The organism is Cupriavidus sp. R6-3 (genome assembly GCF_059772245.1).
The window spans coordinates 1-14,799 of the sequence record NZ_JCBAJO010000118.1 but is presented as its reverse complement, the minus strand read 5'-3'; the positions used below and the strand labels follow the sequence as shown (position 1 = coordinate 14,799).

General features: G+C 68.0%; 13 protein-coding genes. 9 read left to right on the top strand and 4 right to left on the bottom strand.

Annotation, left to right across the window (positions count from 1 at the left end):
* From AC6EI8_RS17045 to AC6EI8_RS17030, 4 genes are all read right to left on the bottom strand, one after another.
* Positions 1–827, bottom strand: an 827-nt coding sequence (locus AC6EI8_RS17045; RefSeq protein ID WP_498382454.1) for an oxygenase MpaB family protein, incomplete at its 3' end; no start/stop codon positions are given.
* Between the two features lie 150 nt (positions 828–977).
* Positions 978–2,000, bottom strand: a complete 1,023-nt coding sequence (locus AC6EI8_RS17040; RefSeq protein ID WP_498382453.1) for a cytochrome d ubiquinol oxidase subunit II — start codon at positions 1,998–2,000, stop codon at positions 978–980.
* Complete coding sequence (locus AC6EI8_RS17035; protein ID WP_498382452.1) at positions 1,997–3,376, bottom strand: cytochrome ubiquinol oxidase subunit I; 1,380 nt, start codon at positions 3,374–3,376, stop codon at positions 1,997–1,999. Before AC6EI8_RS17035 ends, AC6EI8_RS17040 begins: the two co-directional genes overlap by 4 nt.
* 6 nt (positions 3,377–3,382) lie before the next feature.
* On the bottom strand, positions 3,383–3,979 hold the full coding sequence (locus AC6EI8_RS17030; RefSeq protein ID WP_150082272.1) for a GbsR/MarR family transcriptional regulator: 597 nt from the start codon (positions 3,977–3,979) through the stop codon (positions 3,383–3,385).
* 279 nt (positions 3,980–4,258) lie between these two features.
* Here AC6EI8_RS17030 and AC6EI8_RS17025 point away from each other — a divergent pair, with 279 nt between their 5' ends.
* The 9 genes from AC6EI8_RS17025 to AC6EI8_RS16985 all read left to right on the top strand — a co-directional run bounded on the left by AC6EI8_RS17025 (position 4,259) and on the right by AC6EI8_RS16985 (position 14,625).
* Entirely contained in the window at positions 4,259–4,996 is a 738-nt protein-coding gene (locus AC6EI8_RS17025; protein WP_498382451.1) for a response regulator, read from the top strand.
* A complete protein-coding gene (locus AC6EI8_RS17020; RefSeq protein ID WP_149319533.1) occupies positions 4,993–6,366 on the top strand; it encodes an ATP-binding protein in 1,374 nt (457 codons plus the stop codon). Before AC6EI8_RS17025 ends, AC6EI8_RS17020 begins: the two co-directional genes overlap by 4 nt.
* Before the next feature lie 445 nt (positions 6,367–6,811).
* Positions 6,812–9,016: a TonB-dependent receptor gene (locus AC6EI8_RS17015; RefSeq protein ID WP_498382450.1), complete on the top strand. Its 2,205-nt coding sequence runs from the start codon at positions 6,812–6,814 to the stop codon at positions 9,014–9,016.
* A gap of 184 nt (positions 9,017–9,200) precedes the next feature.
* Positions 9,201–9,887 carry a Fe2+-dependent dioxygenase gene (locus AC6EI8_RS17010; RefSeq protein ID WP_498382449.1) on the top strand — a complete coding sequence of 229 codons (687 nt, stop codon included), beginning with the start codon at positions 9,201–9,203 and terminating at the stop codon, positions 9,885–9,887.
* Positions 9,884–10,975 carry an alpha-hydroxy acid oxidase gene (locus AC6EI8_RS17005; protein WP_149319535.1) on the top strand — a complete coding sequence of 364 codons (1,092 nt, stop codon included), beginning with the start codon at positions 9,884–9,886 and terminating at the stop codon, positions 10,973–10,975. The genes AC6EI8_RS17010 and AC6EI8_RS17005 overlap by 4 nt, the downstream gene beginning before the upstream one ends.
* A 167-nt stretch (positions 10,976–11,142) precedes the next feature.
* The gene (locus tag AC6EI8_RS17000; protein ID WP_498382448.1) at positions 11,143–11,739 is read left to right on the top strand and encodes a DUF2796 domain-containing protein; all 597 of its coding nucleotides are present in this window, start codon (positions 11,143–11,145) and stop codon (positions 11,737–11,739) included.
* A 5-nt stretch (positions 11,740–11,744) separates the two neighbouring features.
* Positions 11,745–12,539 (top strand): ABC transporter ATP-binding protein, encoded by a 795-nt coding sequence (locus tag AC6EI8_RS16995; protein WP_223819444.1) that lies wholly within the window; start codon positions 11,745–11,747, stop codon positions 12,537–12,539.
* A gap of 37 nt (positions 12,540–12,576) precedes the next feature.
* A complete protein-coding gene (locus AC6EI8_RS16990) occupies positions 12,577–13,908 on the top strand; it encodes an ABC transporter permease (protein ID WP_498382447.1) in 1,332 nt (443 codons plus the stop codon).
* 3 nt (positions 13,909–13,911) lie between these two features.
* Positions 13,912–14,625 carry a DUF3299 domain-containing protein gene (locus tag AC6EI8_RS16985; RefSeq protein ID WP_498382446.1) on the top strand — a complete coding sequence of 238 codons (714 nt, stop codon included), beginning with the start codon at positions 13,912–13,914 and terminating at the stop codon, positions 14,623–14,625.
* The last annotated feature ends 174 nt before the right edge of the window (positions 14,626–14,799 follow it).

Below are 14,799 nucleotides of genomic sequence, written 5' to 3'. Positions count from 1 at the left end.
CTGACGCTCGCCCCGGCCAGCCCCAGTTCGCGTCGCACCCACTCCGGCAGCAGCGCAATGCCGGCATCGGCCATGATCCGTACCGCCGGCACCAGCAGCGGGTTGGCGACCGGCATCTGCATCACCAGCCGCACCACTTCATGAGTGCGCTCGGTGACCAGCAGTTGCGGGCGCATCCTGTCCAGATATGCCGCGATCTGGTCGCGCGAGCGCGGCACCTCGGTCGCCCCGAGCAGCTCGGCCACCAGGGCCACCTCGTCGAAATAGCGATCCTGTTCGGCGTGGGATAGCGGGCCGACATAGCGCAGGTAGGCGGCAAGAAAGCTCGAAACCTCGGCGACATGGACCCAGGTCAGCAGCGCGGGGTCGCTTGCCGCATAAGCACGGCCGTCGGGCGCGGTGCCGGTGACCCCAGCGTGGATGCGGCGCACCCGTTCGATCAGCCGCATCGCGTCGGCGCGGTTGCCATAGGTGGTGCCGGCGATGAACTGCGCGGTGCGGCCCAGGCGTCCCTGCATGTCGGTACGGAAGCTGGAGTGGTCCCACACGCCGGCGAGCGCGAGCGGGTGCATGGTCTGCATCAGCAGCGCGCTGACACCGCCGGCCAGCATCGCGGGAAAGTCGCCATGCACGCGCCAGCAGACCGCGTCCGGCCCGAACAGGCCCGGATCGCCCGGGGGATTGTCGTAGTCCAGCGTCAGGCCGGAGTTGCTGCGGGTCAGCGCGCGCACATGCGCGCCGGCCTGTTCGCGCACGCGCCGGACCACGCTGCCCGGACGCGCCGCCGCGGCATTCAGCCCCTGTCTGCTTCCTTCGCTGCCCTTCATGCCTGCCCGATCTCGTGCCGTCTTCAGTGGATCGGCGCTCCGGGGAGCGCCGCTCTGGCGCCCCTGCTGCGCCGTTCCAGCGCCGTTTCAATGCCGTTTCAATGCCGCTTCAATGCCGCTTCAATGCTGTTTCGGCGCTGGTTAGACAGCCTAATAGTAACGAAGGTCGGTGGCCTTGCCCCAGAACACGCGGTAGGCGTAGATCGTGTAGCCGAGGATGGTCGGCAGCACGATCACCGCGCCGATCAGGATCACGGTCAGCGATTCCGGGGCGCTGGCGGCTTGCCAGATGTCGAGCTGGTCGACCACCAGGTAGGGGAACAGGCTGTAGGCCAGGCCGTTGAAGGCCATCAGGAAGATCACCGCGGTGCCGACGAAAGGCACCCACGCCCAGCGGTCGTTGCCGGCCCTCTGCATCGGCCCCATCCGCCGCAGCAGCCGGTCGATGATCACGAACAGCGCCACCGTGATCAGCGGAATCGGCGCCAGCAGGATGATGTTCGGCAGCGAGAACCATTTGTCGAAGATCCGCTCGCTGACCAGCGGCGTCACCACCGAAATGGCGGCCACGCCCACGCCGGTCAGCCACAGGCTGCGCCGGGCCCAGTAGATGGCCCGCGCCTGCAGGCTGCCGGTGGTCTTCATGATCAGCCAGCTGGCGCCGAGCAGGCAGTAGCCGGCCACCAGGCACAGGCCCACCACCACCGCGAACAGCAGGTCGAGCCAGCCGTATTCGAAGCCGGTGATATAGAGGCCCAGCATCAGGCCCTGCGAGAACGAGGCCAGCAGCGAGCCGCCATAGAAGGCCCAGTTCCACCACGGCTTGTGGTGGGCGCGCGCCTTGACGCGGAAGTCGAAGGCCACGCCGCGCAGGATCAGGCCGGCGAGCATCAGCGCGACCGGCAGGTACAGATTGGTCAGGATCACGCCGTGCGCCATCGGGAAGGCCGTCAGCAGCAGGCCGACGCCGAGCACCAGCCAGGTCTCGTTGGCATCCCAGAACGGGCCGATCGACGCGATCATCGTGTCCTTGTCGGCGTCGTCGGCGCGCCGCAGCAGCACGCCGACACCCAGGTCGTAGCCGTCCAGGATCACGTAGATCAGCATCGACAGCCCCATCAGGGCCAGGAAGACCAACGGCATCCAGCCGGCGGGTTGGGACAGGTCGGTCATTGCGCGCTCCGTGGCTTGCCGCCGATGACGGGTTGAGGGGTCTCGATTTCCGGTTCGTCGATGGCCGGATCGGTGCCGGCGCGGCGGGCCAGATAGAACACCACCGAGATATAGGCGGCAATCAGCAGCACATACAGCGACAGGTACATCAGCAGCGTCGAGGCGACCATCGTCGCCGGCACCTTCGAGGCCGCCTCGGCGGTGGTCAGCACGCCGTAGACCAGGTAGGGCTGGCGGCCGATCTCGGTGACATACCAGCCGGCCACCAGCGCGATCCAGCCGGAGAAGGTCATCGCCAGCAGCAGGCGGGCCACGCCGCGGGACGGCTCGCCGCGCCGCTTGAACTGCCAGGCCGCCAGCCAGGAGACCACCAGCATCAGCATGCCGATGCCGACCATGATGCGGAAGGCGAAGAACACCGGCGCCACGGGCGGATGCTTGCCGGGGAAGGCATCGATGCCCTTGACCTCGCCGTCGAAGGTATGGGTCAGATAGAAGGACGCGAGCTTGGGGATCGAGATCTCCCAGTCGGTGCTCTGCGTCACCGCGTTGGGCCAGCCGAACAGCACCGCGGGAACGCTCTTGCCGGTAGTCCAGATGCCCTCCATCGCAGCAATCTTGGCCGGCTGGTGTTCCAGCGTATTGAGGCCATGCAGGTCGCCGACGACGATCTGCAGCGGGATCAGCACCGCCGCCACCATCACGCCGGTGCGCATGGTCGAGCGGACCTCCGGCGAGCGGTCGTTGCGCAGCCAGCGATAGGCGGAGATGCCGGCCAGCAGGAAGGACACCGTCAGCCCCGAGGCGATCAGCATATGGGTCAGGCGGAACGGGAACGACGGGTTGAAGATCACCTGCAGCCAGCTGACCACATGGGCCTTGCCGTCGATCATCTCGAAGCCCGCCGGCGTCTGCATCCACGAGTTCAGCGCCAGGATCCAGAACGCCGACAGCGTGGTGCCGCCGGCCACCAGCAGCGTGGCGATGGTATGGGTGCGGTTGCTGACGCGGCGCATGCCGAACAGCATGATGCCGAGGAAGGTGGCCTCCAGGAAGAACGCGGTCAGCACCTCGTAGGCCAGCAGCGGGCCGGCGATATTGCCGACGGTCTCCATATAGCCGGGCCAGTTGGTGCCGAACTGGAAGCTCATCGTGATGCCGCTGACCACGCCGAGCGCGAAGGTCAGCGCGAACACCTTGACCCAGAAGCGGTAGGCCGCCATCCAGCGCTCGTCGCCGGTCTTGCCGTAGCGCAGCTTGAAGAACAGCAGCACCCAGCCGAGCGCGATGCTGATGGTGGGGAACAGGATGTGGAAGGTGATATTGGCGGCGAACTGGATCCGCGCCAGCAGGATCGGGTCGAGCGACGACAACATGGGGCACTACTCCTTCTTGGTGCGAGCCGGCTTGCGCTTGCCTTCGGCGGGTTTGCCGCCAAGGGCCCCGGATAGCTTGTCCTTCACTTCCAGCAGCTTAGTCACGCGGGAACCGAGTCGCATCAATTTTTCCAGGGTGGCGACATCCAGCTTCTGCATGTCGCTGAACCAGCCGGTCACCAGCAGGATCAGCTCGTACATCTCCTGCATGCGCCGCTGGGCGTGCTTGTCGTCGGGATCGGACGGCGTTTCGAGCTGAACTTCCCGCAACATCGACAAAGTGGGGTCGATTTCCCGGCGGCGGCGTTCCTCCGCCAGGGTCCGGAAAATGGCCCAGACATCGTCCGGCGCGGAGAAATACTCGCGCCGGTCGCCCGGCTGGTGCGAAAGCCGTACCAGGTTCCACGACTCCAGTTCCTTCAGCCCGATGCTGACGTTGGAGCGGGAGAAGCCCAGCGACTCGGCGATCTCGTCGGCATTGAGCGGGCGCGCCGCGGTGAACAGCAGCGCGTAGATCTGGCCGACGGTACGGTTGATGCCCCAGCGGCTTCCCATTTCGCCGAAATGGAGGACGAAGCGCTGGACCAGGGGCGAAAGTTGCATGTTTGTCTGTTTTGAATTTTCAGGAATTTGTGAAAGTTTAGAACGGAATGATGCGGCGCGGCAAGCGCGGTGGCCGGTGTGCGACCGGATGCCGCAGGCCGCCCGCACGTCGCCTGCACGTCGCCCGCAAGTAGGTCGGCGCTTTGGCTCCGGCGCGGTGCCCGTCATTCCCGGGAGGCATATGCCGCCGATCTCGATGCGGCGCCGACGGGTGGGGCCAAGCCCCCTCACTGTAGAATACGATAACGATTCTCGTTTATTGATAGCAGTGTGAGCAGAATGGACACCCGTCCCAGCATCCTGATCGTCGACGACCACAAGGACATACGTGATCCCTTGTCGACTTACATCAGGCGCTTCGATTTCGACGTAGAGGCCGTGGCCGACGGCAAGGCGATGCGCCAGCGGCTGGAAGAGCGCCGCTACAGCCTGATCATCCTGGACATCATGCTGCCAGGAGAAGACGGGCTGTCGCTGTGCCGCTATGTGTCCGAGCATGTGGGAACGCCGGTCATCCTGCTGACCGCGATGACGGAGCAGGCGGACCGGATCGCCGGCCTGGAGATCGGCGCGGCCGACTATGTGGTCAAGCCCTTCGATCCGCGCGAGCTGGTGGCCCGCATCCGCAGCGTGCTGCGCCGCAACCGCGTGCCGGAGGCGCGCGAGCACAGCGAGGTGCCAGTCCCCCGGGAATACCGCTTCACCTTCTGCGGCTGGACCTTCGATACCAGGACGCGGGCGCTGCGCAATCCGCGCGACGAGGAGGTGCCGCTCAGCACCGCCGAATTCCATCTGCTGCGGGCGCTGGTCGAGAACGCCAACCGCGTGCTGAGCCGCAGCCAACTGCTCGACATGACGCAGCGCTCCGGGACGATGACGTTCGACCGCAGCATCGACAGCCAGGTCAGCCGCCTGCGCAAGAAACTGGAACCCGATCCGCGGCATCCCGGCATGCTGAAGACCGTCCGCGGCGACGGCTATCTGCTCGCGACCAAGGTCTCGGTCCTGCCGTCATGAAATGGTTCCCGCGCAGCCTGTCGGGCCAGCTCGTGGCCCTGTGGCTGCTGGCGATGCTGGCCGCCCACGTGTTCGCCGTGGTCGCGCTGTCGTGGTGGCGCGCCGACAATGCCACGCTGCATCCGTTGTCGGTGCGGACCATCGAGACGCGCATCCTGTCCGCCTACCGGCTGGCCGGCCGATCCGCCGATGCCGATGCCCTGCTCGAGGACATCAGCCTGCCGGATTCGACGTTCCGGCTCGCCTCGTATGCCTCGCCTGACCCGTACGGCATGGGCGAGCAGGAGCGGGCGCTGGCGCAGCGGCTGCGCAGCCTGCTCGATGTGGCGGACCAGGTGCCGATCCATGTCCGCCTGCAGCAGGCCGAACCCGAGCGCAGCAGCCAACGCGGCGGCAACTGGCTGGAGCGCGCGTTCAGCCGGACGCATGCGCTGGCGCTGGACGTCGAGGTCCGGTTGCCCAACGGACGTTGGCTGCACAGCCGGCACTGGCCGACGATGGTCCCCGCGCACTGGTCCCGTGTCCTGACGTTCTCGCTGCTGGTCGGCATGCTGCCGACGGCGATCATCGCGCTGCTGTTCGGACGGCGCATCATGCGGCCGCTGCGGCTGCTGACCGAGGCGTCGAAGCGCGTCAGCCGCGGCGAGCGCGTCATTCTTCCCGCGCCCGACGGGCTCAGCGGCGTGCGGGAGATCACCCAGGCCTTCAACGACATGCAGGAGAGCCTGACCCGCTTCGTCAACGGACGCACGCAGATGTTTGCCGCCATCGGGCATGACCTGCGCACGCCGCTGACCTCGTTGCGCATCCGCGCCGAGCTGATCGACGACGCCGAGCTGCGCGAGGCGATGGTCAAGACGCTGGACGACATGAGCGTGATGGTCGAAGGGGCGCTGCAGTTCGCGCGCGACGATGCGCTGCAGGAGCCGACCCAGGACGTCAGGCTGGACGAACTGATCCAGGAAATCGTCGACCAGCAGACCGTGCAGGGGCGCGAGGTCCGCTGCGAATCGCGGCCGGACCCGACGCTGTTCTATCGTTGCCGCCCCGTTCATCTGAAGCGGGGGCTCAGCAACATCATCGACAACGCCGCGCGCTACGGGCAGGTCTGCATTCGTGTCGCCGCCGACAAGGTCCGGCCTGCGCTGCGCATCGAAGTCGACGACGAGGGCCCGGGGATCGATGCCGAGCATCTGGAGCGGGTGTTCGAGCCGTTCACGCGGCTCGACTCCGCGCGCAGCGCCGACACCGGCGGGCTCGGCCTGGGCCTGGCGATCGCGCGTTCCTGCATCCGCGCCCACGGCGGCGACGTCACGCTGCACAACCGGGCAGAGGGCGGCCTGCGGGCCGTCATCGAGCTGCCGAATTAGGCCGCAGGCCGGCAAGCGCCGGAGGCGAGCCGAGGCGGGAACGAAGGCGGGAACGAAGGCGGGAACGAAGGCGGGAACGAAGGCGGGAACGAAGGCGGGAACGAAGGCGGGAACGAAGGCGGGGGCGGCCGCCGGACCGGTGCATCCCGATTGTGGCGAATTGTGTCAACGCGTCCCCGCTGCAATAGTTCGCCACAAATCAACAAACGCCGGCAACATCAAATAGTAATCATTCGCATTTTGACGGTTGCTGAATGCCTGCCGTAGCGGCAGCGCCGAAATGCGGTGTTCACCTCTTTGACGGGGAGGGTGCTAATCGTTTCCAGCGGAGGCTCGGCAGCGTCATGTCCGTTGTCCTTCTCTGGAGTCCTCCGTGCAGCAAAGAAAAATAGCGAACGCCATCCGCCTGCTGGTCTCAGGCGCTTCCGCGGGTCTGGTGATTTCGGTGTCGACGATTCCCCTCGCGGCCCATGCCCAGGTGGCGGCGGACGCGGACACCTCGGCTGGACGCGCGAAGACCGGCGGCAACGTGCTGCCTCAGGTCACCGTCTCCGGCGACGCCATCCAGAACACCAACGACGCGCCGCTCGGCATCTCGCGGCTGCCGGACACGGTCCGCGATACGCCGAAGACGATCAACGTGGTGCCGCAGGAGGTCATCGAGCAGCAGCACGCCACCTCGCTCGAGCAGATCCTGAAGAACGTGCCGGGCATCACGATCTCGACCGGCGAGGGCAACGGCGGCCAGAACGGCGACCAGTTCCGCATTCGCGGCCTGTCCGCCAAGGGCGACATCTACGTCGACGGCCTGCGGGACTTCGGCGCCTACAAGCGCGATGCGTTCAATACCGAAAGCGTCGAGGTGATCAAGGGACCGTCGGGCGAGAGCTTCGGCGTGGGCAATGTCGGCGGCCTGATCAACCAGACCACCAAGAAGGCGAACCTGCATACCAGCACCAGCATCGACCAGGGCTTCGCCACCGAAGATACCTATCGCACCACGGTCGACAGCAACTTCCGCCTGAACGACACCTCGGCGCTGCGCATCAACGGCATGTTCCAGAACGGCCGGGTGGCCGACCGCAACCACATCGGCGATGACCGCCGCGGCCTGGCGATCGATTTCGGCACGGGCCTGGGCACCAGCACCGAGTGGCACCTGAATTATTCCTACCTGCGCCGCACCGGCGCGCCGGACTTCGGCGTGCCCGTCGCGCAGGGCTCCGACGGCATCTACCGTCCGCTGACCGAGTACGGCGTGCCGGGCATTTCCTCGTCGACCTCGTACGTGCGCAACACCGACCGCGACAGGACCGATGCGCACGTGGTCTCGTCGAACTTCAAGACGAAGCTCGACAACGGCATCACCATCAGCAATGACACGCGCTTCAGCTACTACGAGCGCGACTTCTCGGCGACCAATCCGGCCGGCATCAATGCCGCCAACCTGCAGCGGCTGCTGGCCGGGGAAAACGTCGCCTTGTCGTACGGCGCCGGCGGCGGCATGACCTATCTGCAGCGCGGCTGGGGCGTCCAGAACGTGCTGAGCGCCAAGGGCGAGTTCATGACCGGCAGCCTGCGCCACAAGGCGATGGTGGGCCTGGACACGATCTACCAGCGCGACCATCGCAGCCTGGGCACCTGGACCGGCCGCAACAACAACCAGACCGTCGTCAATCCGGTCTTCGACAACAGCCCGAACGCGACGGTCGTGTACGGCAACACGCGCGACGCCAATGCGACCAATGTCGGCGTGTTCGTCAACGACCGCGTCTGGCTGAACGACAAGTTCTCGCTGCTGGGCAGCCTGCGCTGGGACTACTTCCAGAGCGAATTCTCGACCAGCGCCTCGACGCTGGGCGGCAAGGCCGACTCGAAGAAGCTGAGCCCGTCGATCAGCGCGATCTGGGAGCCGACCAAGGACGCGATGTTCTACACCTCGTTCTCGCGCACCTACCGGCCGGTGGGCACCGATATCGCGGTGGCGGTCGGCGGCGTCGCGTCGGAAGTGCCGCAGAACGGCGTCGGCAACGAGCCCGAGCGTTCGGACACCATCGAGGTGGGCGCCAAGGTCGACTTCCTCGACAAGCGCCTCGGCCTGACCGGCGCGATCTTCCAGACCAGGAAGGCCAATGCCTACACGGTCGATCCGGTGACCGGCGATATCACCAACGGCTTCTCCGACTCGGGCGAAGGCCGCAAGATCCGCGGCGTGGAACTGGGCCTGAGCGGCCGCATCGTCGGCGGCTGGACCGCCAATGTCGCCTATGCCTACCTGAGCGGCGAGGTGACCTCGGCCACCAATGGCGCGATCGTCGGCAATGCGGCGCCGGGCGTGTCGCGCCACAACGTCACGCTGTGGACCGCCTATGACATCCCGCATACGCTGCTGCCGGTGCCGGGCAAGCTGACCATCGGCGGCGGCCTGCAGTACGCCACCGGTTACTGGGCCGATTCGGCGAACACCGCGAAGATGCCGGACAACTTCTCGCTGGACGCGATGATCGCGTACAAGGTCGGCAAGTACCGGATCTCGCTGAACGGCTACAACCTGACCGACCATCTGAACTATCAGTCCTCGTTCGGCGCCGTGCGCGCGGTGCCGACCTCGCGCAGGACGTTCCTGCTGAACGTCGGCATGACGTTCTAAGCGGAAACGAAGGGGCCGGCAGTGTGCGGTCCCTTCGGTTTTTGGGGAGCCCTAATTTGGGGGCCTCTATTGGGCGAGCCCTCGAGTTCTCCCAGGAAAGCCCTACTCGGGAAGCCCTTTCGGGGAAGCCGCTAGAATCGGGCTTTCCGCCGCCCGCCGCCTGTTTCCTTCCGCCAACGTTGCCATGCTGGTCCAGATCCCCGATGTGCTGACCCCCGAAGAAGTCCGGTATTGCCGGGAACGCCTCGCGCGCTCGCAATGGGTCGACGGGCGCGTGACCGCCGGCGATCTGGCGGCGAAGTCCAAGCAAAACCTGCAGATTCCGGTCGACAGCGCCGAGGCGCGCGAGCTCTGCGAGCTGGTGCTGACCGCGCTGGGCCGCAACCCGACCTACCACTCGGCCGCGCTGCCGCTGCGCGTCCTGCCGCCGATGTTCAATCGCTACGAGAGCGCGATGACCTTCGGCACCCATGTCGACAATGCGATCCGCACGGTGCCGGGAACGGGCGGCATGCGCATTCGCGCCGATGTCTCCAGCACGCTGTTCCTGTCCGATCCCGATGAGTACGAAGGCGGCGAGCTGGTGATCCAGGACCTCTACGGCTCGCATACCGTCAAGCTGCCGGCCGGGCATCTGGTGGTCTATCCCGCCTCGTCGTTGCACACGGTGACGCCGGTCACCAGGGGCACGCGCTGGGCATCGTTCTTCTGGGCGCAGTCGATGGTCAAGGACGACGGCCAGCGGCGCATGCTGTACGAACTCGATCTCGCCATCATCGAGATCCGCAAGCAGTTGGGCGATGACAAGGACGCCGTGCTGGCCCTGGTCAATCACTATCACAACCTGCTGCGGCGCTGGGCCGAGCTGTGACGCGCTGGCAGATTCCCCCGGATACCGTCTCGCTGCGCGACTACGAGCGGCGCTTTCACGAACGGGTGGAACCGGGCGTGCGCGCCTATATCGCGGGCGCCGCGGCGGATGGCATCACGCAGCACGAGAACGCTGCCGCCTTCGAGCGGCTGCGGCTGATGCCGAGGGCGCTGGTCGACATGTCGCAGGCGTCGGCACGCCGCACGCTGTTCGGCGAAATTCTGGAATATCCGATCCTGCTCGCGCCGACGGCCTTCCATCGGCTGGTGCATCCGGACGGCGAACTGGCGACGGTGCAGGCGGCCTCGCTGACGCGCACCTGGATGACGGTCGCCACGCAGGCCAGCGTGACGCTCGAGGAGATTGCGAAGGCGTCGGCGGTGCCGCTGTGGTTCCAGCTGTATTTCCAGCCGAGGCCGCAGGATACGGCCGACCTGGTGCGCCGCGCCGAGCAGGCCGGATACAAGGCGATCGTCGTGACGATCGACGCCGCGGTCAGCGGTGTCCGCAATATCGAGCAGCGCGCGGGCTTCCGCCTGCCGGACGATGTTGGGGCCGTCAATCTCGCGGCGTATCCGCCGGTTGCGCCGGTCAGCACCAGCAACGGCAGCCCGGTGTTCCGAGGCATGCTGAAGCATGCGCCGACATGGCGCGATATCGAGGCGCTGTGTCGGAAGACCTCGCTGCCGGTGCTGGTCAAGGGGCTGCTGAACCCGCAGGACGTCGAGCCGGCCCTGAGCGCCGGGGTCGCCGGCATCGTCGTCTCGAACCATGGCGGGCGCACGCTCGACACCGTACCGGCCACGATCGACTGCCTGCCGGCCATCGCGGCGCAAGTTGGCGGCAGGGTGCCGATCCTGCTGGATGGCGGCATCCGGCGCGGAACCGATATCGTCAAGGCGATCGCGCTGGGCGCGACCGCGGTGCTGCTCGGGCAGCCGGTGCTCCATGCCCTGGCGGTCGGCGGCATGCCGGGCGTCGCGCATATGCTGACGCTGCTGCAGGCCGAGCTGGAGGTCGCGATGGCGCTGACGGGCAAGCCCACGCTGGACGCGATCGATGCGTCCGTGCTGGCGCCGTCGCGATAGCGTGTGTCCCGCCAGCCCGCGCGCCCGGGCGCGGGGTGGTTGGCGAGGCCTGCAGGCCCTCTACTGATAATAAGTTATCATTAATCGATCGACGCACGCCCCAAAAGGCGTGCGCGCTTTTATCCCGCCCCGCGAACGGACGGGAGTTGCAGAAGGACGATCGACACATGTATTCGCTACTCTCGCGCCCGCTGCGGGTCATCGCCTTCGTCGCGAGGGCCATCACCGCGATGACCGTCACCGCGATCACCATCAGCGCCATGGCCGCGTCCGCCCACGCCGCGGAGCCGCATGTCCATGGCCAGGCCACGCTCGACGTCGCGGTGGAAGGGCCGGTGCTGTCCATTGCGCTGGCCTCGCCGCTGGACAACGTGTTCGGCTTCGAGCGCCTGCCGCGCACCGACGCCGAGCGGGCGAAGGTCGGTCAGGCGATCGCGCGCCTGCGCGACGGCGCGGCGTTGTTCCTGCCGTCGCCCGAAGCGGATTGCCGCCTCGAGGCCGCGCAGGTTCATTTCGGCGCGCTGCATCACGGCCTGACCGGCGAGGGCGAAGCGCCGCGCGGGGAGCCGCAGGGCGAGCACCCGCATGCGGACCTCGATGCGGACTACCGCTTCCGCTGCGCGCGCCCCGAGGCGCTGCGCTCGCTGGAGGTGCGCGTGTTCCGCGCGTTCCCCGGCGTCAGCCGGATTGCCGTCCAGCTCGCCACCGACAAGCGCCAGTCGGGCGCGACGCTGACGCCGGCGCAGGCGCGCCTGCGCTGGTGAGGGCGATGGCGGACGCGATGCCACAGGCGCAGCGCGGCGAGCCGCTCGTCGCCGCCAGGAATCTCGCCTTTCGCTGGCCCGGGCGCGATGGCGGCGCGTTGGCGCTGCATTCGTTCGAACTGGCTCGCGGCGAGCATCTGTTCGTGTCCGGCCCGAGCGGCAGCGGCAAGACCACGCTGCTGTCGCTGCTGGCCGGCGTGGTGGCGCCGCGCCAGGGCTCCATCCGTGTCGCCGGCACCGACCTGACGGCGCTGCCGGCCGCCCGGCGCGACCGCTTTCGCGCCGACCACATCGGCATCATCTTCCAGCAGCTGAACCTGCTGCCCTATCTGTCCGTGCTGGACAACGTGCTGCTGCCGTGCCGCTTCTCGGCGAGCCGCAAGGCCCGCGCCTGCGAGCAAGCCGGAGGCGTGACGGAGGCGGCCGGCATGCTGCTCGAACGGCTCGATATGCCTTCCAGCTTGTGGCAGCGCCCCGCCGCGCAGCTGTCGGTGGGACAGCAGCAGCGCGTGGCCGCGGCGCGCGCGCTGCTGGGGCGGCCCGAACTGATCCTGGCCGACGAGCCCACGTCTTCTCTCGATGCCGCCCGGCAGGGCGCATTCATGGCGCTGCTGCAGCGGGAGTGCCGCGCCTCCGGCGCCGGACTGGTGATGGTCAGCCACGACGATCGGCTGGCGGCCGGCTTCGACCGGCGCTTCACGATGCCGGCCGCCGGAGAGGGAGAAACGGCATCAGGGGCGGACCTCAGACGCGGGCATCAGGGGGCGGACATGAGCGGCGAGTGTGAGGAGCGGACATGAGCGGCCGGCATGAGGGGACGGGCATGAGGGGACGGCCATGACGGCGTTGATCGCGATCGCCGCGCGCAGCGCCTGGAACCGCCGCGCCAACCTGGTCTGGATGGTGCTGGCCATTGCGCTGTCGACGGCGCTGCTGCTCGGCATCGAGCGGGTCCGCCATCAGGTGCGCGCGAGCTTCGCACAGTCGGTGTCGGGCACGGACCTGATCGTCGGCGCTCGCACCAGCCCGATCCAGCTGGTGCTGTATGCCGTCTTCCGGCTCGGCGGCGCGACCAACAACATCGGCTGGGACAGCGTGCAACGCCTCGCCAGCCATCCGCAGGTCGCATGGACGATCCCGTTGTCGCTCGGCGATTCACATCGCGGCTTTCCGGTGCTGGCGACCACGGCCGCCTATTTCGAGCATTTTCGCCATGGCGACGGCCGCGCGCTGCGGCTCGCGCAAGGCCGGCCCTTCGCCGAGAAGACTGACGGCAGGACTGACGGGAAGCGTGATGGCCGCGTTGACGGCAAGATGGACGGCATGTTCGACGCGGTGCTTGGCGCCGAGGTCGCCCGGCGCCTCGGCTATCGTATCGGACAACAGATCGTGCTGACCCATGGCGATGTGGCGGCCCCGGGCGCGCTGCGCCTCGAGCACGCGGACAAGCCCTTTACCGTGGTCGGCATCCTCGCGCCGACCGGTACGCCGGTCGATCGCACCATCCATATCGGCCTGCAGGCGATGCAGGCCATCCATCTCGATTTCCAGGGCGGCACGCGCGTGCCCGGCGCGGCGATCGCCCCCGAGCATCTGCGCCGGTTCGACCTGACGCCCGACAGCGTCACCGCGGTGCTGGTCGGCCTGAAACTGCGCTCCCGCGTCTTCGCGCTGCAGCGGGAGATCGCGCAGGACACGCGTGAGCCCTTGATGGCGGTGCTGCCCGGCGTGGCGCTCGACGCGCTGTGGGACCTCGTCGATATCGCCGAAAACGCGCTGCGCGCCGTATCGGCGATGGTCGCGGTGATCGGGCTGGCGGGCCTCGCCTCGTCGATCCTCGCCGCGCTCGGCGAGCGGCGCCGCGAACTGGCGATCCTGCGCGCGGCCGGGGCGCGGCCGCGCGATATCCTGGCCTTGCTCGCCATCGAAGGGATGATGCTGATGCTGACGGGCGTCGCCGCGGGCGTGGCGCTGCTGTCGCTGACCAGCGCGCTGCTGGCCGGCTGGCTCGAGGCGCGCCTTGGCGTGTCACTGCCGGTATCCTGGCCGACCATGGCGGAGCTGCCGATACTGGCGGCGCTGGTGCTGGCCGGGTTTGCCGCGAGCCTGCTGCCGGCATGGCGCGCCTACCGCCTGAGCCTGGCGGACGGGCTCAATCCAAGGACATAAGGCATGACAAGGCAAACGCGAACCGAAACGCCAACCCCAGCGCAAGCCAACCCGCAGCGCCGCAAGTGGCTGCGCGCGGCAGGCGGCGCTGCGGTGGTGGCGGGCGTGAGCGCCGCGGGCCTCTGGTGGATTCGCCGCGGCGGCGATTGGGCGGAGGCGTCCGGGTCATCGTCGGCGGCGCGGCCGAAATACGCGATCGGCGAAACGCTGGAACGCCAGGCACCTGCTGCCGCTGCCGCGCCCACCAGCTATCGCGAAATCGAATGGGACGCCTTGCTGCCGAAGGGATGGGATCCGCTCGCGCCGCTGAAGGGCCTCGATCTGGCGCAGATGGAGGATGGCGATCCGCGCGCGCAGGCCGCGCTGGAGCAGGCAAAGCGCTACTGGCAGGAGGCGCCGGTCAAACCGTCGCTCGACGGCTCGCCGGTGCGTTTGCCGGGCTTCGTGGTGTCGCTGGGCGGCGAGGGCGAGGCGATCCGCGAATTCCTGCTGGTGCCGTACTTCGGCGCCTGCATCCACGTGCCGCCGCCGCCCGCCAATCAGGTCGTCCACGTCAAGACGAAGGCGCCGCTGCAGGGAATCCGCACGATGGATACCGTGTGGATCGAGGGCGTGCTGCGCGTCGAGCGCGCCGAGACGGCGATGGGCGACAGCGGCTACGCGATGCGGGAGGCGCGGGTCGAGCCGTACCTGGAGCCGCGGGGCGAGCGGCGCTGAGCGGCGCCCTCGGTCCCTCTCGGTCCCCTCAGGCCTAGTGCGCGCCGGCAGGCAATCCCACCGCATCGACCAGCACCTGCTCCAGCCATGCCGGCCCGCTGGTCGACAGGCGGGCCAGCAGCCCCGTATCGGCGCCCGTGGCGATCGCCAGCACGCCGCCCAGCACGGCCACGC